The 26,404-nt window shown below is 59.3% G+C and carries 25 protein-coding genes; 7 read left to right on the forward strand and 18 right to left on the reverse strand.

From position 1 onward, the window contains the following. Window positions 1-132: 132 nt before the first annotated feature. The 4 genes from pyk to HUJ17_RS08575 all read left to right on the forward strand — a co-directional run bounded on the left by pyk (window position 133) and on the right by HUJ17_RS08575 (window position 4,297). The gene (gene pyk, locus HUJ17_RS08560; protein WP_290510302.1) at window positions 133-1,593 is read left to right on the forward strand and encodes a pyruvate kinase; all 1,461 of its coding nucleotides are present in this window, start codon (window positions 133-135) and stop codon (window positions 1,591-1,593) included. Window positions 1,594-1,720: 127 nt separating this feature from the next. Next, complete coding sequence (locus tag HUJ17_RS08565; RefSeq protein ID WP_290510303.1) at window positions 1,721-2,662, forward strand: DegV family protein; 942 nt, start codon at window positions 1,721-1,723, stop codon at window positions 2,660-2,662. Between the two features lie 251 nt (window positions 2,663-2,913). Continuing rightward, entirely contained in the window at window positions 2,914-3,132 is a 219-nt protein-coding gene (locus tag HUJ17_RS08570; RefSeq protein WP_062815313.1) for a hypothetical protein, read from the forward strand. 10 nt (window positions 3,133-3,142) lie between these two features. Beyond that, window positions 3,143-4,297 (forward strand): hypothetical protein, encoded by a 1,155-nt coding sequence (locus HUJ17_RS08575; RefSeq protein ID WP_062815312.1) that lies wholly within the window; start codon window positions 3,143-3,145, stop codon window positions 4,295-4,297. 32 nt (window positions 4,298-4,329) lie between these two features. Here the strand turns inward: HUJ17_RS08575 and HUJ17_RS08580 are convergent, their stop codons facing one another. Together HUJ17_RS08580 and HUJ17_RS08585 are read right to left on the reverse strand one after the other, a co-directional pair. Beyond that, window positions 4,330-4,728, reverse strand: a complete 399-nt coding sequence (locus HUJ17_RS08580; RefSeq protein ID WP_290498367.1) for a GFA family protein — start codon at window positions 4,726-4,728, stop codon at window positions 4,330-4,332. Window positions 4,729-4,997: 269 nt separating this feature from the next. Then, entirely contained in the window at window positions 4,998-5,870 is an 873-nt protein-coding gene (locus HUJ17_RS08585; protein ID WP_290510304.1) for a LysR family transcriptional regulator, read from the reverse strand. Window positions 5,871-6,011: 141 nt separating this feature from the next. Between HUJ17_RS08585 and HUJ17_RS08590 the strand changes: the two genes are divergently transcribed. Both HUJ17_RS08590 and fghA read left to right on the forward strand, forming a co-directional pair. After that, window positions 6,012-7,121 (forward strand): S-(hydroxymethyl)glutathione dehydrogenase/class III alcohol dehydrogenase, encoded by a 1,110-nt coding sequence (locus tag HUJ17_RS08590; RefSeq protein WP_290510305.1) that lies wholly within the window; start codon window positions 6,012-6,014, stop codon window positions 7,119-7,121. 123 nt (window positions 7,122-7,244) lie between these two features. Further along, window positions 7,245-8,090, forward strand: a complete 846-nt coding sequence (gene fghA / locus HUJ17_RS08595; protein WP_290510306.1) for an S-formylglutathione hydrolase — start codon at window positions 7,245-7,247, stop codon at window positions 8,088-8,090. 138 nt (window positions 8,091-8,228) lie between these two features. On the opposite strand, the gene HUJ17_RS08600 is transcribed toward fghA, so the two are convergent. From HUJ17_RS08600 to HUJ17_RS08615, 4 genes are all read right to left on the reverse strand, one after another. Continuing rightward, window positions 8,229-8,831, reverse strand: coding sequence for a glutathione S-transferase family protein (locus tag HUJ17_RS08600; RefSeq protein ID WP_290510307.1), 603 nt, complete (start codon window positions 8,829-8,831; stop codon window positions 8,229-8,231). Between the two features lie 28 nt (window positions 8,832-8,859). After that, window positions 8,860-9,309, reverse strand: coding sequence for a glutaredoxin family protein (locus HUJ17_RS08605; protein WP_290510308.1), 450 nt, complete (start codon window positions 9,307-9,309; stop codon window positions 8,860-8,862). A 158-nt stretch (window positions 9,310-9,467) separates the two neighbouring features. Beyond that, window positions 9,468-10,448 (reverse strand): nitronate monooxygenase, encoded by a 981-nt coding sequence (locus tag HUJ17_RS08610; protein ID WP_290510309.1) that lies wholly within the window; start codon window positions 10,446-10,448, stop codon window positions 9,468-9,470. Window positions 10,449-10,665: 217 nt separating this feature from the next. Then, the gene (locus HUJ17_RS08615; RefSeq protein WP_290510310.1) at window positions 10,666-11,688 is read right to left on the reverse strand and encodes an AraC family transcriptional regulator; all 1,023 of its coding nucleotides are present in this window, start codon (window positions 11,686-11,688) and stop codon (window positions 10,666-10,668) included. A gap of 122 nt (window positions 11,689-11,810) precedes the next feature. Between HUJ17_RS08615 and HUJ17_RS08620 the strand changes: the two genes are divergently transcribed. Further along, window positions 11,811-12,743 carry a sterol desaturase family protein gene (locus tag HUJ17_RS08620; protein WP_290510311.1) on the forward strand — a complete coding sequence of 311 codons (933 nt, stop codon included), beginning with the start codon at window positions 11,811-11,813 and terminating at the stop codon, window positions 12,741-12,743. 79 nt (window positions 12,744-12,822) lie between these two features. On the opposite strand, the gene HUJ17_RS08625 is transcribed toward HUJ17_RS08620, so the two are convergent. From HUJ17_RS08625 to HUJ17_RS08680, 12 genes are all read right to left on the reverse strand, one after another. Continuing rightward, entirely contained in the window at window positions 12,823-13,065 is a 243-nt protein-coding gene (locus HUJ17_RS08625; protein ID WP_290510312.1) for a hypothetical protein, read from the reverse strand. Window positions 13,066-13,356: 291 nt separating this feature from the next. Next, window positions 13,357-14,649 (reverse strand): MATE family efflux transporter, encoded by a 1,293-nt coding sequence (locus HUJ17_RS08630; RefSeq protein ID WP_290510340.1) that lies wholly within the window; start codon window positions 14,647-14,649, stop codon window positions 13,357-13,359. A 199-nt stretch (window positions 14,650-14,848) separates the two neighbouring features. After that, the gene (locus HUJ17_RS08635) at window positions 14,849-15,931 is read right to left on the reverse strand and encodes a patatin-like phospholipase family protein (protein WP_290510313.1); all 1,083 of its coding nucleotides are present in this window, start codon (window positions 15,929-15,931) and stop codon (window positions 14,849-14,851) included. A gap of 91 nt (window positions 15,932-16,022) precedes the next feature. After that, window positions 16,023-16,925, reverse strand: a complete 903-nt coding sequence (locus tag HUJ17_RS08640; RefSeq protein ID WP_290510314.1) for an alpha/beta hydrolase — start codon at window positions 16,923-16,925, stop codon at window positions 16,023-16,025. A 12-nt stretch (window positions 16,926-16,937) separates the two neighbouring features. Further along, window positions 16,938-17,222 (reverse strand): pyrimidine/purine nucleoside phosphorylase, encoded by a 285-nt coding sequence (locus HUJ17_RS08645; protein ID WP_063510004.1) that lies wholly within the window; start codon window positions 17,220-17,222, stop codon window positions 16,938-16,940. A gap of 62 nt (window positions 17,223-17,284) precedes the next feature. Next, window positions 17,285-17,671: an OsmC family protein gene (locus HUJ17_RS08650; protein ID WP_290510315.1), complete on the reverse strand. Its 387-nt coding sequence runs from the start codon at window positions 17,669-17,671 to the stop codon at window positions 17,285-17,287. Window positions 17,672-18,033: 362 nt separating this feature from the next. Further along, window positions 18,034-18,747, reverse strand: coding sequence for a DUF4397 domain-containing protein (locus tag HUJ17_RS08655; RefSeq protein WP_290510316.1), 714 nt, complete (start codon window positions 18,745-18,747; stop codon window positions 18,034-18,036). A 109-nt stretch (window positions 18,748-18,856) separates the two neighbouring features. Continuing rightward, window positions 18,857-19,606, reverse strand: coding sequence for a hypothetical protein (locus HUJ17_RS08660; protein WP_290510317.1), 750 nt, complete (start codon window positions 19,604-19,606; stop codon window positions 18,857-18,859). Continuing rightward, entirely contained in the window at window positions 19,603-20,727 is a 1,125-nt protein-coding gene (locus tag HUJ17_RS08665; protein WP_290510341.1) for an AI-2E family transporter, read from the reverse strand. The genes HUJ17_RS08660 and HUJ17_RS08665 overlap by 4 nt, the downstream gene beginning before the upstream one ends. Window positions 20,728-20,751: 24 nt before the next feature. Beyond that, window positions 20,752-21,732 carry a calcium/sodium antiporter gene (locus HUJ17_RS08670; protein ID WP_290510318.1) on the reverse strand — a complete coding sequence of 327 codons (981 nt, stop codon included), beginning with the start codon at window positions 21,730-21,732 and terminating at the stop codon, window positions 20,752-20,754. A gap of 324 nt (window positions 21,733-22,056) precedes the next feature. Continuing rightward, complete coding sequence (locus HUJ17_RS08675) at window positions 22,057-25,125, reverse strand: efflux RND transporter permease subunit (RefSeq protein ID WP_290510319.1); 3,069 nt, start codon at window positions 25,123-25,125, stop codon at window positions 22,057-22,059. Then, window positions 25,125-26,198: an efflux RND transporter periplasmic adaptor subunit gene (locus HUJ17_RS08680; protein ID WP_290510320.1), complete on the reverse strand. Its 1,074-nt coding sequence runs from the start codon at window positions 26,196-26,198 to the stop codon at window positions 25,125-25,127. The genes HUJ17_RS08675 and HUJ17_RS08680 overlap by 1 nt, the downstream gene beginning before the upstream one ends. Between the last annotated feature and the right edge of the window lie 206 nt (window positions 26,199-26,404).

Raw genomic sequence — 26,404 nt, forward strand, 5'->3', positions numbered from 1 at the left:
ACCAGTACCACTATCCCCTTGCCCCCGCCTGCGCGGGGGTATTTTTTGTCTGATTTCTGGCGTTTCTCTGTCATCCCTCCGCCAAGTCAGCATGCTATGCTGGCCAAAAATCAGCTGATGGAAATATTCCGAATGTCCCGCACCCCCCTGCGTCGCACCAAGATTGTCGCCACCGTTGGCCCCGCCTCTTCTTCAGAATCCCGGCTGGAGGCTCTGATACAGGCCGGCGTGAATGTGTTCCGCCTGAACTTTTCCCATGGCAGTGCGGATACGCATCGGAAAACGGCAGAGACCATTCGCCGCTGCGCGGAACAGTGCGGCGAACACGTGGCGATTCTGGCAGACCTGCAGGGGCCCAAAATCCGTATTGGCAGCTTTCCCGATGGCCCCATTCTGCTGAAAGCCGGCCAGGCTTTTACGCTGGACACCGCCCTGGCGGATGACGCCGGCAATGCGGAGGAGGTCGGGGTGAGTTACCCGCCACTGCCGGAGGACTGCCAGCCCGGCGATATCCTGCTGCTCAATGACGGCTTGCTGGAACTGAAAGTGGATGCCATCGACGGCACCCGGGTGGCATGCACCGTACTGGTGGGCGGCGAGCTGTCCGACCACAAGGGGGTCAATCGCAAGGGCGGTGGTCTCAGCGCCCGGGCACTCACCGACAAGGATCTGGCCGATATCGTCACCGCCGCCGACATGGAAGTGGACTTTCTTGCCCTGTCCTTTCCCCGCGACGCCGAAGACGTGGAAGAAGCCCGTCGCCGTTACCGGCAGGCCGGCGGCCAGGGGGGCATCGTTGCCAAGATTGAACGGGCGGAAGCGGTGGCGGACGATGCCACCCTGGATGCCATCATCCTGGCCTCCGACGGCGTCATGGTGGCGCGGGGCGATCTGGCCGTGGAGATCGGCGATGCGGAGCTGGTGGGGGTGCAGAAACACATCATCCGGCGCGCGCGGGCCCTCAACCGCTTTGTGATCACCGCCACCCAGATGATGGAATCCATGATCCACAGTCCCCAGCCCACCCGGGCGGAAGTGTCCGATGTGGCCAATGCGGTGCTGGACGGCACCGACGCAGTGATGTTGTCCGCAGAGACCGCCGTGGGCGAATACCCGGTGGAAACCGTCCAGGCCATGGACCGCATTATTCTCGGCGCCGAGCGCACTTGGCAGGAAAGACGCACCGACCGTCCCATCAACGACAACACCGACAATATTGATGAAGTGATTGCCATGGCGGCCATGCAGGCCGCCAACCGACTCAGCAAGGTCACCGCCATCATCGCCATGACCGAAAGCGGCAACACCCCGCGACTGATGTCACGGCTGCGCTCCGGCATCCCCATCTATGCCTTTACCCCCTACCCCAGCAGCCAGCGTCGGGTGGCCATCCTGCGCGGCGTGCGCGCCATCCCCTTTGACAGCCATGCCATCGCCAGCGACGAAGTGAACCGCCGCGCGGTCGCCATCCTGGAAGAGATGGGCGCCATACAGGACGGCGACCGGGTGCTGATCACCAAGGGCAACTACAACGATGCCCATGGCGGCACCAACACCCTGAAGGTGATCCAGGTGGGCGGGGATATTCAGTAACGCCTCACCAGCGATGCAAAGACTGGCGTCTTGTAACAGCCCCTAACCATTCCCATACGCAAAAAGACGCCAGTAACGGAACCATCGTTCTAGACTGATTCTCACCCTTCCCACAGGAAGCATAACAATGAGAATCGGTCTGGTTGTGGACTCGGGTTGTGATCTGCCCAAGGACTTTATTGACGCAAACAACATCCTGGTCATGCCGGTGCCCATCCGCATCGGCAAGGAAATTTTCGTGGACGACCGTGACCCGCAACGGGCCCGGGAGTTTTACGCCCGCCATGAAGTGGACAAGAACCACGACGCGGAAACCGCCCCTCCCACGGTGGACCAGATCCGCACCCTGTTCCTGGAACAGGCGGTGGGCGAGTTCGACTACGCCCTGGTGCAGACCGTGCCGAAAAGCCGCAGCCCGATTTTCGAGAACGCCACCGAAGCGGCCCACGCCATTCTTGGCGACTACAAACGATACCGGGAAGCCGCCGGGCGGGAAGGCCCGTTCCGTATCCGGGTCAGCGACAGCCAGACCCTGTTTGCCGGCCAGGGCGTGCTGGCGGCGGAAACCATGCGACTGATCAATACGGAAATGAAAGTGGGCGACATCCGCCAGCGCATCAGTGACCTGACCCCGAAAACCGTGGGCTACGCGGTGGTGCCGGACCTGTATTACGTGCACAAGCGCGCCCGCAAGAAAGGCGACAAGAGCGTGGGCTTCATCGGCGCCCTGATGGGCTCGGCGCTGGATATCAAGCCCATCCTCTGTGCCCGCCAGGATCAGACCTTCCCGGTGGCCAAGGTGCGGGGGTTCGAAACCGCTGTCGAGAAAATGTTCACCCACGCCTGCGCCTGCGTGGAGCAAGGCCTGCTGACCCCCATTGTCTGTGTCAGCTACGCCGGCGACCCGGATGCGGTTTACCAGATGCCCGGCTTCAGCGAACTGAAGGCCACCACCGAGAAACACGGCGTGGACCTGCTGATCAGCCATATGGGGCTGACCGGGGGCGTCAATATCGGCCCCGGCGCCATCAGCGTGGGTTTCATCACCGACCAGATGGATTTCGCCTGACCCCGTCCACCGGGGTGGATAGCGGATCAGGCTCCCCGGAGTGAGCGTTACCCGCAGCGAATCGAACCCGCCAAACCGCCACAAGGCAATAGCTGCGCTTTCTTGAGCGCCGCCCGGTAGCGGCTTTTCGGCAACACCCATCCTTCCTCATTGCTGGCATAGTAGCGCCAGCCATAGGCAGGCTGCGCGCGACAGCCTGCATCCAGGGCGCCCGGGAATGTGCTCCCGGGCGCTGTAGTAAAGGAGAAACCATGTCTGATTCCATCAGCACCCTGAAGACCAAGGGGCTGCCAGCCGATGCGCTGGCCTTCATCGAGTCCCTGCCTGCGGATCAGGCCAGCAAACTGGCCGATACCGTCCTTGCCGCTCTGGAAACCAAAGACGCCAGAGTCGAAAAAGCCATGAATAACGCACTGAATGTGGTGCCCGGGCCCTTCCGTCGCCCGGTGAAAAAAATGCTGTTCGGTTAAGGAGACAGACATGCACATTGAAACCCAGGCCGAACTGCTCAAACTCAGCCGCCTGCTGGAAACCGACGAGACAAACCTGGCCTTTCTGGATGGTCAGGACCTGACCGCCATTGCCAACTTCCGCAGTGCCGTCTCCGGCTTCTTCTACGAACAGCACCAGGACAGCTACCAGCGCCTGGCCGGCATCAGCAAACTGGTTCCCACCGGTGCCAGCGCCAAGCTGGCCACCACCGTACTGGGCTCCGTGCTCGCCGCCGGCATTGCCTCCGAGCTGCCCCCCGAACGCGCCATCAAGCTGGCCGACAAACTGCCGGAAGACTTTCTCGCCAAGCTGTGCATCCACCTTGAGCCCAAATACTCCCGGGATCTGCTGGCGGCCATGCCCGACAAGATTGTCGCCTCCGTGGCCAAAACCCTGCTGTCCATGGGCGAGCACATCACCCTGGCCCGTTTTGTCGCCGTGATTCAGCCGTCTGCCCTGGAAGCCGTCACCCGCAGCATCGACGACGGCGAAGCCATGGTGAAGATCGCGCTTTACCTGGAAGACAAGAGCAAACTGGACACCGTGCTGGCCTTGCTCAGCGAAGCACAGCAACGGGCCACTCTGAAAGCCGCCACCGACCATGAACTGTGGCCGGCGGTGCTGTCCCTGAACGGACACCTGAACACCGAACTGCGTGGCCAGATGGGCAACCTGGTAGCCGAGCAGGGCGAAGCCGTCATCAGTCACATTATCGAAGTGGCCAGCGAACAGCGCCTGTGGACCAACCTGTTGCAGGCGGTGAACGCCATGGACAATCAGCATCAGCAAATGGTGGTGAATGTGCCCAAGTTGCGCGAAGCCCCAGTGATGGAAAGCCTGATCAGCACCGTGGCCAGTGAAAACAGCTGGGATGAATTGCTCACCCTCTTGCCACTGCTGGATCAGGAACACCTGACACCCGCTGTAGACGTGCTAACCCAAAGCCAGCCAGAGGCACTGGGGCAGGCATTGGGCCAGGCCCATGACAGCAAGCTGTTGGGCCTGTTCGGTCATTTGCCCGACGCGGAGCTGCCCCGAGTGGCCGAGGTACTTAAAAGCCATGCCGCCGAGAACTGGCAGGCTTTCGCGGCGCGCAACGGCGATGCCCACGAGATCGAGGCGCTGAAGGCACAAATGGCGTAACAAAAAATGCCGGGCACTGACCCGGCATTTTTTTATTCCGCACCTTCAGGATACTGCGGCAACCCATCATCAATGGCCCACCAGTTGCAGGCCGAATCCGTATAGATATGAAACGCGGGCCGTGTCGCCAGCGGCTCATTCAACAGCCCCGCCCGAATGCGCAACACACCGGGCTTGCGTTCATGGCAACTGTAAATCGGCGAACCGCACTCGCGGCAGAACACCCGCTGCTTGCCCGGCGAGGACGCATAGCTTTTCAGTAATGCCTCACCCCGTACCCAATGCAGCTTGCCGGTTTCCACGGGAATATTGGTAACCAGCGCAGTGCCCTGGGCCTTGCGGCATTGCTGGCAGTGACAGACCTGAATCGGTGCCAGCTCACCGGCGATTTCAAAGGTCACACCACCACAGAGACAACTTCCTGTGTACATATCCGCTCCGTTTTATTGCTGTAGGAGCTCCTCTTGAGGGGCGAACCGCGCTTGCGCGGAAATTGCCCGCAGGGCGATCAGACCTTCCTGAGCTCGACAGAGCCATCCAGAATAGATTGCTACCTGCTCGACTCATCCATTGCATCGCACTTCGCCCCTCAAGAGGAGCTCCTACAGCAGAAAAATTTGCCGGAAATGAATCCCAAGCCTGGATCAGGACTCCCAATCGTACCTCCAGCGACGCTCCTGCCAAAAGGTATCCGCGCCTTTCAACGCACCATACCCTCCACCAGAAAATCCACAAACTGGCGCACCTTCGGCGACAGGTGACGGTGGCGGGGATAGACCACCCAGACCGCAGTGTGACTGCAGGCATACTGATCCAGCACGGAAATCAGCCGCCCCCGATGCAGATCATCTTCCACGTAATAATCCGGCAGCTGCACCAGCCCCAGGCCCTTGCGAGCCGCATCCAGCAGGGCCACGCCGGAATTGCCCTTCCAGTTGCCCTGCACTTTCCATTGCCGATGCTGGCCGTCCACATCCACCGCCCACTGGTCCGCAGAGCCGAGCAGGCAGTTATGCTGATTCAGTTCTCCAAGGGTATGGGGCCGGGCATGGCGCTGGAAATAGTCCACAGAGCCGACAATGTACTCCCGACGCGGGCAGAGTTTGCGGGCGATCAATGACGAGTCCGGCAGTGCCCCGGTACGAATCGCCACATCGAAGCCCTCGTCGATGATATCCACCCGCCGGTTGGTAAAATCCAGCTGTATGGACAGTTGCGGGTGGCGGGCCAGAAAGTCGTTCACCAACGGCGCGATGTAACGTTCGCCAAAGGTGGTGGCGCAGGTCAGCTTGAGTACCCCGGTGGGCCGTTGCTGGTAGTCGCTGATGGCCGACAGCGCTTCCTGGAAGCCATCAAACAACTGACCACAATGATCGAAGTAGACCGCCCCCGCATCGGTGAGCTTCAGGCGCCGGGTGGTGCGGTAAAGCAACTGGGTGCCGAGCTGGGTTTCCAACCGGGACACCAGCCGGCTCACATGGGAGCTGGATACCCCCAGATGCCGGGCGGCGTCCGCGAAGGAGCCCCGACGCACCACTTCCACAAAGGCTTCAATACGATCCCAGTGCTGCATTGTTGCCACCTGACAATAATCTCTTGTCGAATTGTGCCTTATAGCGGTATTCGTGTCTGCGTATAGTGAATAATCCATGAATCGCCGAGCAAGCCCGGCGAAAAAGGTTACCGCCCTCCGAACCGTCAAAAAGGAATCACCATGAAATCCCGTGCCGCCGTCGCCTGGGAAGCAGGCAAACCCCTACAGATCGAAGAAGTGGATGTGGCCGGCCCCAAGGCCGGGGAAGTGCTGGTGCAGATCGTCGCCACCGGCGTTTGCCACACCGATGCCTACACCCTGTCCGGCAAGGATCCGGAGGGTATCTTTCCTTCCATTCTTGGCCACGAAGGCGCCGGCATCGTGCAGGAAGTGGGCGAAGGCGTGACCAGCCTGAAACCCGGTGACCACGTGATTCCGCTCTATACCGCCGAGTGCCGCCAGTGCAAATTCTGCCTCAGCGGCAAAACCAACCTGTGCCAGGCGGTCCGCGCCACCCAGGGTCAGGGCCTGATGCCGGACAGCACCAGCCGCTTTTCCCTGAACGGCAAACGGCTGCATCACTACATGGGTACCAGCACCTTTTCCGAATATACCGTGGTGCCGGAAATTTCCCTGGCCAAGGTCAGCAAGGAAGCCCCGCTGGACAAGATCTGCCTGCTTGGCTGTGGCGTCACCACCGGCATCGGCGCGGTGCTAAATACCGCCAAGGTGGAGCCCGGCTCCACGGTGGCCGTGTTCGGGCTCGGCGGCATCGGCCTGTCGGTGATCCAGGGCGCGGTGATGGCCAAGGCAGAACGCATCATTGCCATCGACACCAACCCGGCCAAGGAAACTCTGGCCCGGCAGTTCGGCGCTACCGATTTCATCAACCCGAAGGATTACAACAATTCCATTCAGGAAGTGATTGTCGAACTCACCGACGGCGGTGTGGATTATTCCTTCGAATGCATCGGCAATGTGAACGTCATGCGTTCGGCGCTGGAGTGCTGCCACAAGGGCTGGGGCGAATCCATCATCATCGGTGTGGCCGGTGCCGGCGAGGAAATTTCCACGCGTCCGTTTCAACTGGTCACCGGCCGGGTCTGGAAAGGCTCTGCCTTCGGCGGCGTGAAGGGCCGCACCGAACTGCCCGGTTATGTGGATCGTTACATGAACGGTGAGATCAAGATCGACGAATTCGTCACCCATACCATGGGGCTGGATGAGATCAACACCGCCTTTGATTTGCTGCACGAAGGCAAAAGCATTCGTTCGGTCATTCTTTTTTAAGGCGTACTAATTCCGACTGTAGGAGCACCTCTTGAGGTGCGAATCTACTTGCGCAAGACCTTGCCAGGCAAGGTTCGCACCTCAAGAGGTGCTCCTACAGCGGCTTCGTAGAAAGGTTGAATCATGTCTGATATCGAACTGGTTTCTGCCACCAAATCCTTTGGCGGCTGGTTGAAGCGCTACCGGCATCGCAGCCAGGTGCTCAACTGCGAAATGATCTTTGCCATTTATCTGCCACCGGCCGCAGAAGAAAACACTGTGCCACTGCTGTGGTGGCTGTCCGGCCTGACCTGCACCGATGAAAACTTCATGCAGAAAGCTGGCGCCCAGCGCACTGCTGCAGAGCTGGGCCTGGCCATTGTCTGCCCGGATACCAGTCCGCGCGGCACCGACCTGCCCGGCGAGCACGACAGCTATGATTTCGGCTCCGGCGCCGGCTTCTATGTGAACGCCACCCGCGCCCCCTGGAGCCAGCATTACCGCATGTACGACTACGTAACCTATGAGTTGCCGGCATTACTGCGTGCCCACTTCCCGCTCAACGGTCGCGAAGCCATCAGCGGCCATTCCATGGGCGGCCATGGCGCGCTGATTTGTACCCTGAAAAACCCGGGCCGCTACACTTCTGTCTCTGCTTTCGCACCGATCAGTAACCCGATGCAATGCCCCTGGGGCGAGAAGGCGCTGGACGGTTATCTGGGCGACAACCGGGAAAGCTGGAAAGCCTGGGATGCCTGCGAGCTGATCAAGGCCAACGGCAGCTCCCTGGCCTTGATGGTGGATCAGGGCGATGCGGATAACTTCTACCGGGATGGGCAATTACAACCTGAAGCGCTCAGCGCCGCCTGCGAAGAAGCCGGGGTACCGATCACCCTGCGTATGCAACCTGGTTACGACCACTCCTATTTCTTTATCGCCAGCTTTATTGACGATCATCTGAAGTATCACTTTCACCACCTGACGCAATAAACCCTTGCTGGTCGATCGCTATCAAACAGGCAGGGTGCACTGAGCCGAAGGCGGACTGTACCGATTCGGTGGGATGATGGCGCAGGTCGCCTTCGGCTCAGTGCACCCTGCCCCTCGGTCATCCTGCGTTATGAATTATCAAGCCTCCATAGACACGTAGCCCGGCTGTTGTTCAATCCGTTCCAACCAGGCCCGAATCGCCGGATAATCCTCCAGCGAAAAACCACCCTGCCCGGCCACATGGGTATAGGCATACAAGGCAATGTCGGCAATGGAATAATCACTACCGACAAAGAAGTTCCGACCTGACAAATGGCTTTCCATGACTCGCAGGGCGTCGTGCCCCTTTTGCTGCTTTTCCACCAAGGCCTCGGCGTACTTTTCCCTTTCTCCCAGCACATGAATCCAGTAGCGGGAAGTCGCGATATTGGGCTCGTGGTTATACTGCTCGAAGAACATCCACTGCAGAGCCTGAGCCTGCTGGAAATCATCTTCCGGCATCAACTTGCTGTCTTTTCCCAGATACCAGAGTGCCGCATTGGATTCCGGCAACACCTTGTTATCCGGTGTTACCAGCACCGGGATACGGCCATTGGGATTGATGGCGAGAAAATCAGTGGCGCGGGTTTCCCCACGAGTAATATCCTTTTCGATACGGCGAAAGGAAATCCCCAGCTGGGCCATGGCCAGCCGCAGCTTGTAGCAATTGCCGGACGAGGAAAACTCATAAAGTGTGAACATCACTTATCCTTGTGAAAGAGAAAAACGATTACCGGTATATTCTTTCAAACCCCTCGGCGCTGAAACCATTCATTCGCCGTTTACCCACCACAATCACCGGCACGCCTTTTCCTTCCAATTCCTCAAAGCGTTTCCGGGCTTTTGGGTCGTTATCAATATCGTATTCGGTAAAGGGAATATTATTGTCGTTGAAGTAGCGACGGGCTTTTTTACAGACCCCACACCACTGGGTGGCATACATGACCACCTTGCCACCACGCGCTGCCGGCTCCGGCACACCTTTACCCAGACTTTCGTAGCTCACGCTCTCGAATGTATTGATGCGGACGTTGACGGCTTGTGCCCGGTCGTTGTCGGCAGGCTTGTCACCAAAATGGACACGCCCCTGCGCATCGGTCCAGGTGTAGATCTCAGCACAGGCCTGTCCCGCCAACAACGTGGCACCGGCAAACAGCAGTAACGCTATGCATCCTTTCATAATCCCCCTCCTTTTGCGTGGTCAGCTTACCGTCAAATTTTCACCCGAGGAACATAGCCAATATTCAAAAAACTCGACCAGCCCGGATAAACGGCAAAAAAAAGCCAGGGCACTGCCCTGGCTATGGCTCGGGAGAGCGAGACTAAAACCAGGAAGAGTCAGTCGTTGATAAACCCCGCAAGGCGCTGATTGATGGTGCCCACGCACTCGCTGATAATGTCATCAATGATTTCCGCACAGCTGGGGTAGCTGTCGATCAGACCCTGGACCATGCCGGAGGTCCAGATACCTCCGTCGATTTCACCGGAGGTCAGCGCCGCCTTCCCTTTTACACCGGCCACCAGATCCACGATGTAATCGAATTTCATCTCCTGGCCTTTTTCGCGCTCAATATCGTTGACCTGGGTGGCCACGGCATTTTTGAACACACGAGCGGTATTTTTCAGCGGGCGGAAGATCAGGGCTGTATCCAGCTCGGACGCTTCGGCAATGGCACGTTTCATGTTTTCATGCACCGGCGATTCTTTGGAGGCCAGGAAACGGGTGCCCATGTTGATACCGTCCGCACCCAGAGCCAGACAAGCCGCCATCTGCGCACCAGTGCCAATACCGCCGGACGCCAGCATGGGAATCTTGATCACCTTGGCCGCTGCCGGCAGCAACACCAGATTGGGGATGTCGTCCTCCCCCGGGTGACCGGCACATTCGAAACCGTCCACGGAGACTGCAGCCACACCCACCTTTTCTGCTTTCAACGCATGGCGCACGGAAGTGCATTTGTGCACCACCTTCACACCGGCGCCTTCGAACAGAGGCATGAAAGGTTCCGGGTTGCGGCCGGCGGTTTCTACCACGGAGATATTGTTCTCGCAGATCACCCTGGCATATTCCTCGTAGGGCACCGGCTTGATGGTCGGCAGGATGGTCAGGTTGACACCGAAGGGCTTGTCGGTCATTTCCTTGCAGCGCTTGATTTCCTTGTCCAGATCTTCCGGAGTGGGCTGGGTCAGGGCAGTGATGATACCCAGACCGCCGGCGTTGGATACTGCCGCCGCCAGTTCGGCATAGCCCACATTCTGCATGCCGCCCTGCACAATCGGATACTGGATGCCCAGTAATTCGGTAATACGTGTCTTCATGAATGGGGTCCCTTTACTGAATTCAGGCCAGCCCCACAGAACATGGTCCACGGAGCGTTTGGATGGCGCCAACGTACTCAAGGCCACTATTTTGCAGCAATGACAGGAATGTTCACCCCCTCGGGAATTTTGGATAGCACTGGCTCTGGATCAGCCACCAAGCTGCTGTTTTGCAAAGCTTTCCATTTTCATAAAGGAAAAAACCGTTGGGCATGGATTAGACAGCAATATCGCTTTTGTATGCACTCGCCAAGGCTTTTCTGGCCTTGCCCGGCGAGGAGCCGGTCCAGCGCCGATAGGCGCGACTGAAGGCACTGTGCTCGGAAAACCCCAACAACAGTGCGATGTCACCCAGGGTCAGAGAGAGCTCCGCCAGATAATGGCGGGCCAGTTGCTCACGGGTGCGATCAAGCAGCTCCCGCCAGGTGAGTTGTCGCTCGGCAAGACGTCGCTGCAAGGTGCGCACCGACATGTGCAGCTCTGCAGCCAGGCGCGGAAGGGTTACCGTCGCCTCCGGCATCAGTCTCACCATTGCCTGCTGCAGGGCCCGGTCGAAACTGTCGGAGTCCGGCAGCGCCAACAACATGGCGCGGGCCTGGCGATCCAGCAGATTACGCATGCTGGGATCACTGTGTGGCAGCGGCATGGCGAGAAAGTGGATCGGGAAACTGACGCAAGTGTGGGACTGGGCAAACATCACCGGGCAACCAAAGAACGCCTCATAGGCCTGGCAGGCTTCATCCAGTGGCGATGGAAACACGAAGGACACCGATGTCGGTGATGGCGGGTCATCTACCAGCCGACGCAGAAAGGTGATCAGCGCAGCGATGGCCACGGTATCCGCCAGCTCGCCCACGGAGTCTTCCGCGGGCCAGCGCACCTGGATCTGCTCCCCCGCCCCCAACACTTCCACCATGTCCCGACCGTAAAACAGCGTCTCGTACCGCTGATAAGCCTGCATGGCCTCGCCCAGGGTGCGGCAGGTGAGAATCAGGTAACCGAGCATGCCCACATGACGGGGCTGCACCATGGCGCCGATGGCCAGGCCCGGCGCTACCTGGTCCGGTCGCAGCGACACCGCCTGCTGTAACAGGTCACGCCACAGCGGCAGGGGCACCAGATCCGCCGGGCTGCGACTGTCCAGCACGGTACGCAGAGCCGGTGCGGGCAGATTTTCGCGGTCGAGCCAGTCCGTGAGTAGCTGCACCCAGGCTCCGGTCACACGCATGGCTGTGGCCATGACCCTCTCCCGCCGTTTGTCTGATGGCATATATTGTCAAAAATACGGCATGGAACGTCAATACAAACCCGCCCCCCCATCGCACAATGACCCCATCATCAATCACAACGGGAACGGTGCCCATGGCTCTGATGGACTGGTTCAACAGCGTTTGGCAGAACAGCGGCCTGGCGCCATTGTGGGAAACGGTTGCGCCCTGGCTGGCCCTGGACGAACGGCAACTGATCTTCATGGTGGCCACGCCCTTTTTTATTGGCGTGTTCCTGTGGGAGTTCCTCAAGATCCGTCACAATGCCGAGCTGGTGGATACCCGGGAATCCATTCGTAATTTCATGCTCGGCGCCGGTTACCAGACTACCGAGTTGCTGTTCGCCGGCCTGATCGCCTTCCCGGTATATGCTTTTGCCTATCACCACCGGTTGCTGGATATCGAGCTGACCTGGCTGACCGGCGCCCTGCTGTGGGTGCTTACCGATTTCTGCTTCTACTGGATGCACCGCACCTCACACCGGGTGCGCTGGTTCTGGGCCGCCCATGTGACCCACCACTCCTCGGAGCGGATGAACTTTTCCACCGCCATGCGCCAGAACGCCACCAACATCTTCAATGGTGGCTGGTTGTTCTACGTACCGCTGGCCTTTGTCGGCTTCAACCCGGTGTGGATCGGGGTCTGCTATGCGCTGTCACTGGTCTACCAGTTCTTTATCCACACCACCCTGGTGAAGCGACTGCATCCGGCCATCGAATATGTGTTCAACACGCCCAGCCACCACCGGGTCCATCATGGTCGCAACCCGGACTATATCGATACCAATTACGGCGGCGTCTTCATCGTCTTCGATCGTCTGTTCGGCACCTTTACCCCGGAACGGGACGAGGAACCGGTGGAATACGGCATTACCCGCCCGGTGTACAGCAACAACCTGCTGGTGAACTGGTGCCATGAATACGTGGATATGTTCCGCGACATCAAACAACGCGGCCCCATCGGCCAACGGCTGAAACATCTCTGGAAACCACCGGAGTGGGAGAGGGAAGAGAAAAGGGAAAGCTAGCGGCGGCCTGTTATTGCCGCGATATCGAAACAGCGGCGACGCCGTCTATGGGCGGCGCCGCCGTTGTTTGCCAGACCGGTCAGTGCTGAACCCCTGCCACGCGATCCTCATGACGGTCCGACAAGTGATTCATTTTTTCCAGTAACGGCTGCAGCGACTCATCCAGCGTCTGCGCTGCATTCTCATAAGCCGCTTCGAGCTCCAGTCGATAATCCCCGAAATGGCTCCGCGCTTGTGCGTCCTCGGCGGTCTGTTCATCGGCCTGCACCGACATCATCAGTACACAGAGGGCAGCCCCCAGCATTCCGTTTGCAATGCGCATGATATTCCCCAAAAGCGTTATCGGTATCCATACCGGCTCTATGGCGACGAAAGACGTCCTTGCGGCGCCCACTGCATGGCAAAAGAGCTATGCAACACGTCACGGTGACCGGCGTTATTGGGGAGGGAGTCTAGGCTTGCCGAGAAACACGTCTACCAAAATATGTGCACTGGTTACAAAAACAAGTATTTGTTATTAAACGGAATACGCCTATGTCATTAGTCTTGTGGACACACTTACGCATATGCATTTATTGAGTGCAGGAAGAATGCCTGACACGGGTATCGACAATCATCGACGATGCTGCCAAACCTCACCCTGCCCCTCACTGGCCAGCGCCTGCTGATAGAACCCCCACGCCATTACCCCCGCCAGTAAGTTACCGAATGCCGCCCCCAGGGCCAGGCCACCGAAGTCACCCAGTTGGTAGCCCAACCACAGCAAAGGCAGGTAACACAGGAACAGGCGCAGGAAGGAAATCAGCATGGCGCGCATTGGCCAGCCCAGCGCATTGCTGGCAGAGACCACAAGCATGCAGACGCCGAGCAGGCCATAGCTGGGTGGCAGCCAGCGGATCAGCACGGTCAGGTAGGACTGCACCGGCGCCGTCTCCACCAGCAGGCCGGCCAACGGGGCCGCCAGCAAGGCCATCGCCAGCCCCAGCAATACCTGCCAACCAATCACCATGGCCGCCGCCACCCGCATCAGGCGGCGTACTGTCTCCCAGTCGTTACCCCCGTAGCAACGGCCCAGCCAGGGCGGCAGGGCCATGGTCATGCCCAGCACCAGCACGATGGAAAAACTTTCCAGCCGGCTGGCCATACCCCAGGCGGCAACCGCCTGATCACCGGCCCGGGCCACCAGGGCAGTGGCCAGCATGGCCGCCAGCGGCGGCATCAGCTGGCTGATCATGGCCGGGCCGGCAATCTGGGCGAACGGCCAGGCGGATACCCGCATCTGAACCAGCATGCCGTGGCGCTGCACCCAGCCTTTGCCGCGCAGGGCCAGCACCAGAATGCCCAGCCCGATGGTGAAGGCCAGCAAGGAGGCCAGTGCTGCACCGGGCAGTCCAAAGCCGTCCCAGTCACCCACACCAAAGATCAGCAGCGGGTCCAGCATCAGGTTGAGCAGGCTGGTAAGCACCATCATCAGGCCCGGGAAACGGGTATTACCGTGGGCCCGGAACAGGCTGTAGCCGAAGTACAATACCCCGCCCACCCACATGGCCAGCACCTGGATCGCCCAGTAGGGGCGAATCAGTTCGCGAATGGCCTCACTGGCGCCAATCAGGGAAAACGCCGGGGTCTGAATCAACCACAGGAGCAACACCAGAGCTCCCAGCATCAGGCCACCACCGGTCAGCACCAGGGCGCCAAGCCGGTTGGCCTGATCCTGCTGCCCGGCACCGATGGCCCGGGAAATCAGTGCCGCAATGGCAATACCGATCCCCACCTGCACGCCGATCACCAGAAACGCCAGCGGAAAGGTGAACGACTGCGCCGCCAGCGGCGCCGTCCCCAGCCGTGCCACAAAGATACTGTCGACCAAGTAGAACCCCAGTAACGACATCACCCCCAGCGCCATGGGCCAGGTTTGCTGCCAGAGCTGGCGGACAAGGGACAAGGTGGAGGGGCTGGATTCGGTCACGGGCAATCCGGGTCAATGGGGAACGTGGCGAGGGTAACATGTTCCCCGTAGGAGCGGCGCTTGAGCCGCGAATCGTACTTGGCACGGCATATCGCAAGCAGGTTCGCGGCTCAAGCGCCGCTCCTACGGGGAGATTTTACAGCGGCTGGATACGATCCATCAGCTTGCCGCTTTCCACCAGTTCCAGGAATTCATCGCCCAACCGTCTGCTCTCGTCCACCGCCTTTCGCCAGTAGGCCTCGCGACCGGCATCGTCACCCAGGTAATGCTTGAAGTCGGTGCGGTCGGGCAGCTTGCCGTGGGGCAGGCTGGCCAGGTACTCACGGGAGGGGGACACCAGAAGCAGCCGGCGCAGTCGCTTGGGGTCGCCGTTGCGCCAGCGCAAAGGTTTGTCGAACCAGCCGGGGATCACCCGGTCGGTGAAGTGCGGGTAGAGGACAATGCCGGTGCTCTGGTAAGGCAGATCCAGGTGGTAGTCGAGCATGCCGCCGTCCCGGTAGACACCGTCCGGGGCCCCGGGCAACTCGCTGACCCCATCGAGCACCATGGGAATGGCCGCACTGGCCAGCAGGGCCGCGCGCAGGTTCTCCGCCCGCAGGGAAATATGGTGAGTGGTGAAATCATTGAGCGGGCCCACCGGCAAATCACTTCCATCCGGGTAAACCAGACCACGCTCCATAAACAGGCCGGTGGCCTGGCGGCTGAAAAAATTGGTTCCGATCAGCCCGGCCAGGCCCAGGCCCAGCCCCAGGCCACCGTTACGGGCCATCAAACCACGGCTGCGAATCACCACGATCACCAGCCGGTAGTCCTGGTTATGCAGGATATGCTGGTCGCGATCCTGCAGCAGCTCGGAGAGCATGGCTGCACAGCGGTGACTGACTTCTTTAGAGGTAATACCCTTTGGAAAACGCTGGCTGGTGTACAACTCCGCCAACCGTTCCAGCCCCTTGGCCGGATCCTGCCCCATGGCAATGGCGGCAAAGCGCCAGCTACCGATGGAGGCGCCAATCAGGGTGCGACGACGAGATACCCGGGGCAGAAAGTCGCCAAATACGGCCCGATCCAGTCCGTTGATGCCCAGGGCCTTGGGCCCGCCGGCCGCACCGGGAACAATATCCACATCCTCGGCTCGCAGGCCATACTCGCGTAAATGGGCAATGGCGTCAGTGCCCGCACGCAATGTCAGGGCGGGGGCTCTGCTGTGAATGGCGACCACCTTTTCTCTCCGAAGCCTGCTCAGGAAGGTGATGCATGGTACCCGCTATTCGCGGATTTCCGAAATTGCATTCCGCTATTGCGGCAAAAGATCAATTCGACTCAGCCAGAAACTCCCCCAGCGCCCGGGTAAACGCCAGCGGCTGACTCATCAACGGCACATGACCGGAGCGCGGCAACACCACATGACGGGCACCGATCAGCTCAGCGAAGGCCGCTTGCCCTTCGGCGGGATAGAGAGGAGAGCGGGCACCGGTAATCACCGTGGCCGGCACCGGAAAATCCGCAGCAGAAGGCCGGTAATCATGAGTGCCGGACAGGTAGGCCTGCAGATAGGCGCGAATATCCGCCAGATCCGCCACCGGCAGCAAGCGAGCCCACAGCCCGGACCAGCGAGAGGTGGCCCGAAAGGCGGAATGCAGCCCGGGGCGACCGGCCACCTGGGCGAGAATATGGGTCAGCTGACGCAGTACCGCTTCGCGCAGCCCTGCCGCCAGGTTGGCGATTCGCCCTTCATCCGGTGCCGCTTCCAGCAACGCCAACAAGTCCCGCAGTTGCGAGAAGAAATGCTCCTGGCGGTCGCCAAACAGACCATGGGCCCAGTCCGGCTGGTTGGCAATGCAGGGTGTCTGATCAATATGAAGATAGCGACCCACCGGGGAAAAATCACCATGGGCATGCCAGTGCAGGCTTGTGGTAGCCCCCAGGGAATACCCCACCAGATAAAAATCCTCTAACCCGAAATGGGCCACAAGATCTTCCATGTCCTCCATGTGATTATGGAAAACATCCGGCTGGTTGAAACGAGCAGCGGCAGAATGTCCTGCCCCGCGCAGATCCGGCATGAAGAACTGGTAACGTCGCAGGTATGGCATCACAAAGGGAAGCCAGTCTCGCCCCTGCATACCCAGCCCGTGCAGCATCAGCACCGGCTGGCCACGCCCCAGAATTCTCACATGCAGCGACTGGCCGTCCCTGGCAGGAAATAACGGCATCCCGCTCCCCTATTATTCGCCGTACAGACACAGATAGGCGGTATCCACTTCCACCTTTACCTGAAAACGGCTGTCTGCAACCACTTCAAAGGTGTCACCGGCAGCAAACGTCTGCCAGTCGGCAGCACCGGGCAGCTTCACGGTCAGCGCGCCGCTTACCACAGTCATGGTCTCGTGCTCGCTGGTGCCGAACTCGTAATCGCCCGGCGCCATAACGCCGACGGTGGCTGGTTTGGTTTCGGCTTGAAAGGCAATGGATGCCACCTTGGCATCGAAGTATTCGTTGACCTTGAACATGCAAGGGCCTCCGTTGAGTCAATGGAGGCGCGAGTATGCCAAAAGCGCCGGCGCTGTGCCGCTTATTTCCAATCCGTGGCAATCGGAGTGCCCTGGCGCACGGTATTGGTGACCGGGGTCTTGGCGGCAATCTCCAGCAGGCGCTGGCGCTGCTCATCGCTCAAGTCACCACTGCAGGTCAGGGTACGATCAATATATTCCTTGCCCGCATCATCACGATAAAAATGCAGACCCACCTGAATCTCACCCAGCTCCCAGCCCTTGCGTTCCGCATACATGCGCAAGGTGATGGAAGTGCAGGCACCCAGGCCGGACAGCAATAATTCATAGGGATTGGGGCCGCTGTCGCTGCCTCCCAGCGACTCACCTTCATCAGCACTGAGGCGATGCTGGCGAGCATCAATCTGCTGAACATATTTCTCAACGCTACAAACCTGTACGCGCGCCATGGCACTCTCCTTTTCGTTGTCACCCTCCGCGGCCATATCCGAGGCGCCGCACTTGAAAATGACTATGCCACGGAGATAGCCATGAGCAACAGTCGCAACGAGATAGGCAGGGAAATCCTGAAGACCTGCACACTATCTGAACTGGCCGCGGACATACCGGGTCTGCACGCGGCACCAGCCGTCGGGGGGGGGCACAGCACTGCTGCGAAAATAGGCAGGCCTACCAGGAATACAGCCCCTGGAGGCCCTTACTCTGCAGTAAAGGGCCATTTGAAGAGGCTTCCATTCCACTCTCTAAGAGCTGGCTTGCCATTGGGATCTGCTTCGCCTGCAAGCAATCTCCTGCAAAGCAAAAACGCGCTTCAGGAGCCTTCTACCTGCTGGCAAAACATCGCCATGTCAGGATCAGCAAACCCCTTGTGAGTAATGATGGCGTCGTAAACCTTGCCCACCTGGACCGCACAGGAGACGGTCTCAAGAGGGCTGCCATCCGAAGCCTTCTCGACGAATACTTCCAGGCGGCCGTTATCCTTAACCAACGTATTAAAATATTCTGAGGCCTGTGCGTACCTCAAATCCTCCTCACCCAATACAGAAAAGCCAATGTTCGCTTCCTGGCTCATTGCATGAATAAAGCGTACACCTACTGTTTCAGGGTGAATCTCGGGGATTCGCTGGCGGAACGGCACCAACTGCATACCCCCACCGGCTAAATCCCCCATGAAAACCAGAGTGTAATTGTCACCAGCTTTAAGGGTCACACTGTCATCCAGCAAATCCATGGTGCTGTTGCGTACGGAAAACTCCACAGTCTCCGAACCAGCATCCAGTTTCAGATTCATACCACCCTGTTCGTCGGTGGAATAGCCCACATCCTCAAACAGTGGGTCAGAGGATTTGCTGGTTACTACATCCACACGAATGCTGGACGCATCCGGGCTAGTGAAGTCCGTCAACTGGTTATGGAAATAGAGACTGGCAGGGGGACGCAGCAAATCCTCCACCTCGTCATCGTCGCCCCCGCAACCGGATAACACCACAACACCGGCCATAGCCAGCAAGCCCAGCTTTTTCATTGTTTTCTCCCGAATAGATTACCGCCGCCATGATTATCATGGCCGCCGGTGTTTTTTTGGTAATAGTTGGCAGTTCGGAAGGGTTCGGAAGGCGGGAAGTACCAGCCGCTCAGTTGAACGGCTGGCAGTACAGGGCAATCTGATCATCGTCGCTGTCGAAACGACGGTAGGCAATGATGGCATCGTAGCTACGGCCACTGCTGACGCTACAGCTTACCTGGTCGATCTCCAGGCCCTGGGTTTCGTTATTGACCGTCACCTCCAGGGTGCCACTGGCATTGACTGACACATAGCTGCTGCCTTCGGCATACTCCAGACCGGACACCAGCGACTGACCGGCAGCGCCGGGCGTGACAACGCTCAGTTCATCGCCGGAGAGGCGCGACAGGGTATTGATGAAACGCACCCGGATCTGACCGCTGGTTACGTCCATATCCTGGTGGCGGTAGGTGCGCAGCTGACGGTTGTCCAGCGTCGTGTCGCCCATCAGCACCACGGTATAACGATCACCCGCTGTCAGAGTGCGATTCAGTGGGCCATTGACCAGAGTGCTGCCGGAACTGCTGCCACGGGCATCGAAAGACAAGGACTCACTGTCGTCATCCAGCTCGATGGATTCGGCGCTGACATTGCCCGTAATGGTGTAGCCCACATCGTTCTGCAACGGACTGTTCTGGTTGTCCACAAACAGGTCCACGGTGACATCATCCTCGCTGCCACCGCCAACCTGGGTCAGTTGGTTATGGAAATAGATCCGGGCATTATCCGAGAACAGACCACTGTCACCATCTTCCTCATCACAACCGAAGGTGGACAGGCCGGCCACGGATGCGGCCAGAATCAGACGCAGGAAAATCATGATGCCTCACTCCCGGGTGATTCCTCGCTGCCGTCCTGCTGTTCCAGCAGGACGGCGGGGCTTTCACCCTCATTGAACTCGCGTATGAAAATCCCCCAGAAGGCCACAAACAGGGCAGCCAGCAGAGGCCCCAGCGCGAAACCGGTGATGCCGAACATGGCCAGGCCACCCAAGGTGGAAAACAGCACCACGTAGTCCGGCAGCTTGGTGTCCCGGCCCACCAGGATCGGACGCAGGATATTATCCACCAGGCCGATGACAAAAATGCCAAACAGGACCAGGATCGTGGCATCCAATATATCACCAACCGCATACAGGTAGAGTGAAACCGGCAGCCAGATCAGGCCGGCCCCCACTGCCGGAATCAGCGACAGCACTGCCATCACCACGCCCCACAGCAAGGCACCGGGAATGCCCAGCCACCAGAATATCAGCCCCCCCAGGGCACCCTGGGTGGCCGCCACCAGCAGGTTGCCCTTGATGGTGGCGCGGGTCACTTCAGCAAACTTGGCGAACAACAGTTTTTCACGCTCGTCGCCCAGTGGCAGCGCGCGAATCAGCATACTGACCATGGCGTCGCCATCGCGAATCAGGAAGAACGCCAGGTACAACATCAAGCCCAGATTGAGGAAAAACTGGAAGGTATTCTGCCCCACCGCCAGGGCGCGCTTGGCCAGGAACTGACCTGCACCAGTAAAGGCTTCCACGGTCTGCGACTTGACTCTTTCAAGATCAATATCAAAACGCTCGGCGGCGGATTGCAGCCAGGGAAATGCCTGCTTGATACGATCCACATAGTCGGCCAGATTGAGCTCGCCGCTCTGCACTTTCTGGAACAGGGATACACCTTCGGTGACGAAGGAAGAAGCCACCACCAGTACCGGAATCACCACCAGCACCACACACAATACAAGGGTGCACAGGGACACCAGATTACGGCGATGAGGCCATTTGCCAAGCAAGCGTTTCTGGAACGGATAGAAAATCACGCCAATGGCGCAGGCCCAGAAGATGGGTGCGAAGAAGGGTTTCAACAACAGCGCAAACGCCACGCTGACCGCTACCAGCGTAAACAGAAACGTGCCACGCTCCAGCTTTACCGATATATCCGAACCCTGCATCGCCACTATGTCCCTCTTTACCGTTTAACCGGCAGCCATCACCACGCTGCCGCCCAGATAACTCATATAAGACACGAACACTACGAGCAATGCGATACCATTGCCGCGGGTGATCTGGCCCTTGCGACCCCACAATCCAAAGCCCATCACGAACAGGGCCAGGGTCAGGAGCATCATCAGGCTCCAGTCGCGCTGCAATACCAGCGTCTCCACGCTCATGGGCTGGATGGCACCGGCGATACCGACCACCGCCAGGGTATTAAACAGGTTCGAGCCTAGCACGTTACCAAAGGCGATATCGTGCTCACCCTTGCGTACTGCGGCGATGCTGGATGCCAACTCCGGCAGGGAGGTGCCGATTGCCACGATGGTCAAACCGATAATCAGATCACTGACCCCCAGAGACTGGGCGATGTCGACCGCCCCCCACACCAGCAACCGGGAACTGGCCACCAGCAGGGCCAGGCCCGCCACCAGCCAGAACAGGGCGGTTTTCAATGGCAGGGGATGCTCGGCCAGATCGGTCTCCACTTCTCCGGCCAGCACATCACCCTTGCCGGTCATGGCGGCATAGATGGACCAGCCCATCAACAGCGCCAACAGGGCAAGCAACACCCAGGCATCCGCCCGGGAAATACTGCCATCCAGCAACTGATAGCCAGCCAGCAGGGTTACCAGAGTCAACACTGGCAGCTCTTTCTTGAGAACCGCAGAATTCAGCGCAATGGGGCTCATCACTGCGACCACCCCGAGAATCAGGGCAATGTTGGAAATATTGGAGCCATAGGCATTGCCCAGTGCCAGCGAGGGATTACCATCCAGGGCGGCCATGGCAGACACCACCATCTCCGGTGCGGAGGTACCGAAACCGACGATCAACATGCCGATCAGCAGCGGCGGCATACCCGCATGGGCCGCAGTACCGGCCGCCCCTTCCACAAACTTGTCAGCACTCCATACCAGCACAATCAGGCCAGCGATCACGGCGGCAATAGCCAGCAACATGGGGACTCCTTGGGGTAGTGAATGGTGTCAGGCGGGCATTGTGGCAGAGAGCGGGAAGGCTGGCACCTGTCTGTGAGTTGCAAGTTGAAAGCCGCAAGGCGCGGGAGAGGTCCGAGCCATACGATGACTGCCTGCGCCGCGCTTGACGCTTGTCGAGACAAGACCGTAAAGGCCGCGCCATCTCACTGAGCACGGCCTTTACGGTTATACGCTCTGGTAAGGGGGAGGCGTGGCCCCGTTACCGGCAATCGCGGTCAGAGCCTAAGTCAGGGGCACCCAGTCCTACCGCGCCTTGCAACTTTAAACTTTCAACTTGCAACTCATTCACGCATGTTCCTCTCTCCCCGGCTTGATGCCATAAACCAGGGTATAGAGAACCGGTACCACAATCAGGGTCAGAATCGTGGCGAAGCCCAGGCCGAACATGATCACCACCGCCATGGATTCGAAGAAGGCATCGAACAACAGCGGGATCATGCCGAGGATGGTAGTCACCGCTGCCATGCACACCGGTCGCACCCGGGAAATGGACGCTGTCACCACCGCCTCAAACGGCGGCAGGGATTCCATCTCCAGCTTGATCTGCTCCACCAGCACGATGCCGTTCTTCACCAGCATGCCGGACAGGCTGAGGAAACCCAGCAACGCCATAAACCCGAAGGGCGCATTGAGCAGCAGCAAACCCAGGGTCACACCGATGATGGCCAGCGGTACCGTGGCCCAGATCACCAACGGCTGGCGCAGGGAGTCAAACAGCAGCATGGTGATGATGAACATGAACAGATAGCCCATGGGCAGGCTGCCGAACACCGCGGCCTGGGCATCTTTCGAGGCTTCATACTCACCGCCCCAGGCCAGGGAATATCCCGGCGGCAATTCCAGCTCGGCAATGGCCGGGCGGATCCGGCGCAGCACCTGATCGGCGGTTTCATCGCCGAGCACATCCGGCTCAGCCTGCACGGTCAGGGTGCGCTTGCGATCCCGACGCAGGATCAGCGCATTCTCCCATTCGGTGCGGAAATCGGACACTACCTGGGTAATGGGTATATAGGTGGCATAGACCGGTGACCATACCTGCACATCATTCAGGTTGTCGGCACTGAGTCGCTCATCTTCCGGTGGCCGGGCCACAATGGGTAACAGCTGGCTACCGTCCCGGTACAACCCGACGGTGCGACCACTGAAGTTCAGCGCCAGGGTATTATCCAGATCTTCCCGGCTGATCCCGGCACGGCGCGCCTGAGCCTCCTGGAACTGGGGACGAATCACTTTTTCCTGCTGACGCCAGTCATGGCGAATGCTTTCCAGACCACCATCTTCACGCATGATCGCCTGGGCCTTCAGGCCCAGCTCACGCAGGGTCTGCGGGTCCGGGCCGCTGAAGCGAGCCTCGATGGACGCCGGCGGGCTGGGGCCAATCATCAGGCGTTTCACCTTGGCAAAGGCCTGCAGGTGCTCTTCGCCTATCAGTTGCCGGGTAGCAGACAGGGCCGTATCGATCTGCTCCCGTTCGCCGACCTGAACAATCAACTGGGCATAGCTGGGGTAACTTTTTTCCGGGTTGTAGGGCAACATGAAACGCTCCGCCCCGCGACCGATGGTGCTGGTCACCCCGGTGACTTCGTCCATCTCCAGCAGCGACGCTTCCAGGCGTTCCACGGCCTCGCGGGTGGCGCGGATATCACTGCCCTGGGGCAGCCAGTAATCCACCAGGAACATGGGCGTATTGGAGGGCGGGAAGAAGGCCTGCTTGACTGCCCCGAAGCCTACCACTGCCACCACTAGCAGGACGCCCATGCCGGACAGGGTAAGCACCCGATGGTGAATGGCCCGGTCCAGCAGGCGTCGGTAGATTACGAAGATCTTTCCTCTGTAGGGATCTTCGGCCTCACCATCCGCACCGCCCACATCCTTGTCGGAGAAAAACAGGTCGGCAAAGAACGGCACCAGGGTCACCGCGGTGATCCAGCTGAGCAGCAATGAAATCAGCAGCACCCAGAACAGGGTATTGGTGTATTCCCCGGTGGCATCCTCGGACAGGCCGATGGGCGCAAACGCCATGATGGCGATCACCGTGGCCCCGAGCAGCGGCCAGATGGTCTGGCGGACAATATCCACCGCCGCTTCCAGTTTCGACATGCCGCGCTTCATGCCCACCAGGATTCCCTCGGTGACCACGATGGCGTTATCCACCAGCATCCCCAGGGCGATGATCAACGCCCCCAGGGAAATCCGTTGCAGATCAATGGCCAGCATCTTCATGACGATAAAGGTGCCAAGGATGGTGAGCAGCAACACCCCTCCCATCAACAGGCCGGAACGCACCCCCATGAACACCAGCAGCACCGCAATCACGATGGCAATAGCCTCGGCCAGATTTAACAGGAAAGCCCCTACCGAACTGTCCACCTCCTGCGGCTGGTTGTAGACCGTGGCCAGTTCCATGCCCGCCGGTCGCTGATACTCCAGTTCGGCCAAGCGCTGCTCCACCCGAGCACCCACTTCCACCACGTTGACCCCCTTGGAAAATGAAATCCCCAGGGTCAGGGCCGCATCACCGTTGAAGCGATAAAGGTGGTTAGGTACTTCCGCATAGCCCCGCTCAATAGTGGCCACATCGCGCAGGTAGACCAGCTCATCGGCGCCCGGGTCGGAAATCAGCAGATCTCCCATGTCCTGGACGGTGGGGAACTCGCCAGTGGGGTAAATACGGATGTACTCATCCCCCACCCTGACCTTGCCCGCAGGATTCACCGTATTCTGGGTCTGCAGCAGGGAGAAGATCCGTTCCGGGCTGATACCAAGGGACGCCAACCGGGTGCGGGAAATCTCCACCAGCACCTGCTCCTGACGCTGGCCGCCCACCACAACTTTGCCCACACCTTTCACCAGCACCAGTTCCCGGGTCAGGTAGTCGGCGTAATCCTGCATTTCCTGATAGCGGTAACCGTCTCCGGTAATCGCCAGCAGAATGCCGTACACGTCACCGAAATCATCCATCACCTGAATGGTACCCACACCCGGAGGCAGCTCCGGTTGCAAATCAGTGAGCTTGTGGCGTAGTTCGTCCCAGATCTGTTTGAGCTGACTGGACCGGTAGGTGGGCTTCATCTCCACCTGCACCTGGGACAGTCCATTGCTGGAAATGGAGGTGACGTAATCAACGTAAGGAAGATTCTGGATGGCCATTTCCACCGGCAGAGTCACTTCCTCTTCCACTTGGCGGGGCGAAGCACCCGGGTAACTGGTGATCACCATGGCGGTCTTGATAGTGAACTCCGGGTCTTCCAGCTGGCCCAGACGGGTAAAGCTGACAATCCCCCCCACCAGCAGAATCAGGGTGAACAGCCAGCTCACCACCCGGTGGCGAATGCTGTATGCGGCGATATTCATTACAGCCCCCGCTCTTTCACCAGCTCACGTACCGTCTGCCCCTCTTCCAGATGATGGACACCAGCACTCACCACTCGGTCTCCGACTTGCAGGCCATCAAGAATTTCCACCCCTTCACCGACCACCTGACCAAGCATCACCGGTACCGCCGTCACCGTACCCACCTTGCCCTGCGGCTGGTATCGCCAGACAAAGGCCCCCTCCTTACCGTCCTGTTTGAACACTGCCTCCACTGGTACCTGCAAGTGGTCGGTGGACGTCTTGCGGATCTGACTCAGGTCGATGGCCACATCCACACTCATTCCCGGCAGAACCAGCAACCCTTCCGGATTGGCCATGGTCAGAGTGATGTTGTAGGTCTGGGTACGCGCATCGGCGCTGGCTTCGTGTTCCTTGTAGCTGGCCTTGAAGGTACGGTTGGGCGCTCCTTCAAAACGCACCGTGGGCTGATAATCTTCACCGCCTTCTCTCAGGTTGGTGAAGAAGCGTTCCGAGACAGCGAACTCGATGTCGATATTGTCATCGCCCTGCAAATAGAGGATCGGCTCCTTGGCCTGCACAAACTGGTAGTTCTCCACCTCGGTGCGCGCCACCGTACCCTCATAAGGCGCCTTGATACGAGTGTATTCCACGTTGTCTCGGGCCTGACTCAGGGCGGCCCGGGCCTGCCGCCGTCGTGCCTGCAATTCGTCGAATTGGGCTTCGGAAATCACCCCGCGCTCGCGCAGGCTGATACCCCGCTGATACTGGCTCTCGGCAAGATCGTACTGGGCCTGACGGTCGGCCAGCTGATTGTTGAAATCCGCCGGATCCAGGGCCGCCAGCAGCTGCCCCTTCTTCACCTGTTCACCGGCACGCACCGGCAGCTTCACCAGTTGCCCGGACACCCGGAACGCCAGCTGCGAGCCTTCCGTGGCCACCACCCGCCCCGGGTAATGACGCAATTGCCCGGCACCATCGCCATTCACCGTATACAACTTCACCGGCTGCGGCAGCGGCGCCTGCGATGGCGGTTCATCGCCGCACCCCACCATCGCCAGAGACAGGCCAACCAGTGCCCAGAAACGTGCCATGCGTGCTCTCCCAGTATTATGGTACTTATCAGTACCAATTATCACATACCTTGCTACAGTGTCGTGAAGCCTATTCAAAACCCTACTGGATTCTGACCTGAAATGACTATGGTGTCTTTGTACAGGAACGCCGCCGCCATCCTGCCGCGACATCTTCTTGCCAATGCCGGGATCTTAACCCTGACCGCCCACACCGATTGCGTAGG

The sequence above is a fragment of the Alcanivorax sp. genome (assembly GCF_014762765.1).
In the GTDB taxonomy this organism is placed as follows: Bacteria; Pseudomonadota; Gammaproteobacteria; order Pseudomonadales; family Alcanivoracaceae; genus Alcanivorax.

Coding starts and splice junctions, on each gene's coding strand:
- pyk (WP_290510302.1), top strand. CDS start 133: ATGTCCCGCACCCCCCTGCGTCGCACCAAGATTGTCGCCACCGTTGGC.
- HUJ17_RS08565 (WP_290510303.1), top strand. CDS start 1,721: ATGAGAATCGGTCTGGTTGTGGACTCGGGTTGTGATCTGCCCAAGGAC.
- HUJ17_RS08570 (WP_062815313.1), top strand. CDS start 2,914: ATGTCTGATTCCATCAGCACCCTGAAGACCAAGGGGCTGCCAGCCGAT.
- HUJ17_RS08575 (WP_062815312.1), top strand. CDS start 3,143: ATGCACATTGAAACCCAGGCCGAACTGCTCAAACTCAGCCGCCTGCTG.
- HUJ17_RS08580 (WP_290498367.1), bottom strand. CDS start 4,728: ATGTACACAGGAAGTTGTCTCTGTGGTGGTGTGACCTTTGAAATCGCC.
- HUJ17_RS08585 (WP_290510304.1), bottom strand. CDS start 5,870: ATGCAGCACTGGGATCGTATTGAAGCCTTTGTGGAAGTGGTGCGTCGG.
- HUJ17_RS08590 (WP_290510305.1), top strand. CDS start 6,012: ATGAAATCCCGTGCCGCCGTCGCCTGGGAAGCAGGCAAACCCCTACAG.
- fghA (WP_290510306.1), top strand. CDS start 7,245: ATGTCTGATATCGAACTGGTTTCTGCCACCAAATCCTTTGGCGGCTGG.
- HUJ17_RS08600 (WP_290510307.1), bottom strand. CDS start 8,831: ATGTTCACACTTTATGAGTTTTCCTCGTCCGGCAATTGCTACAAGCTG.
- HUJ17_RS08605 (WP_290510308.1), bottom strand. CDS start 9,309: ATGAAAGGATGCATAGCGTTACTGCTGTTTGCCGGTGCCACGTTGTTG.
- HUJ17_RS08610 (WP_290510309.1), bottom strand. CDS start 10,448: ATGAAGACACGTATTACCGAATTACTGGGCATCCAGTATCCGATTGTG.
- HUJ17_RS08615 (WP_290510310.1), bottom strand. CDS start 11,688: ATGGCCACAGCCATGCGTGTGACCGGAGCCTGGGTGCAGCTACTCACG.
- HUJ17_RS08620 (WP_290510311.1), top strand. CDS start 11,811: ATGGCTCTGATGGACTGGTTCAACAGCGTTTGGCAGAACAGCGGCCTG.
- HUJ17_RS08625 (WP_290510312.1), bottom strand. CDS start 13,065: ATGCGCATTGCAAACGGAATGCTGGGGGCTGCCCTCTGTGTACTGATG.
- HUJ17_RS08630 (WP_290510340.1), bottom strand. CDS start 14,649: ATGGCGCTGGGGGTGATGTCGTTACTGGGGTTCTACTTGGTCGACAGT.
- HUJ17_RS08640 (WP_290510314.1), bottom strand. CDS start 16,925: ATGCCGTTATTTCCTGCCAGGGACGGCCAGTCGCTGCATGTGAGAATT.
- HUJ17_RS08645 (WP_063510004.1), bottom strand. CDS start 17,222: ATGTTCAAGGTCAACGAATACTTCGATGCCAAGGTGGCATCCATTGCC.
- HUJ17_RS08650 (WP_290510315.1), bottom strand. CDS start 17,671: ATGGCGCGCGTACAGGTTTGTAGCGTTGAGAAATATGTTCAGCAGATT.
- HUJ17_RS08655 (WP_290510316.1), bottom strand. CDS start 18,747: ATGAAAAAGCTGGGCTTGCTGGCTATGGCCGGTGTTGTGGTGTTATCC.
- HUJ17_RS08660 (WP_290510317.1), bottom strand. CDS start 19,606: ATGATTTTCCTGCGTCTGATTCTGGCCGCATCCGTGGCCGGCCTGTCC.
- HUJ17_RS08665 (WP_290510341.1), bottom strand. CDS start 20,727: ATGCAGGGTTCGGATATATCGGTAAAGCTGGAGCGTGGCACGTTTCTG.
- HUJ17_RS08670 (WP_290510318.1), bottom strand. CDS start 21,732: ATGTTGCTGGCTATTGCCGCCGTGATCGCTGGCCTGATTGTGCTGGTA.
- HUJ17_RS08675 (WP_290510319.1), bottom strand. CDS start 25,125: ATGAATATCGCCGCATACAGCATTCGCCACCGGGTGGTGAGCTGGCTG.
- HUJ17_RS08680 (WP_290510320.1), bottom strand. CDS start 26,198: ATGGCACGTTTCTGGGCACTGGTTGGCCTGTCTCTGGCGATGGTGGGG.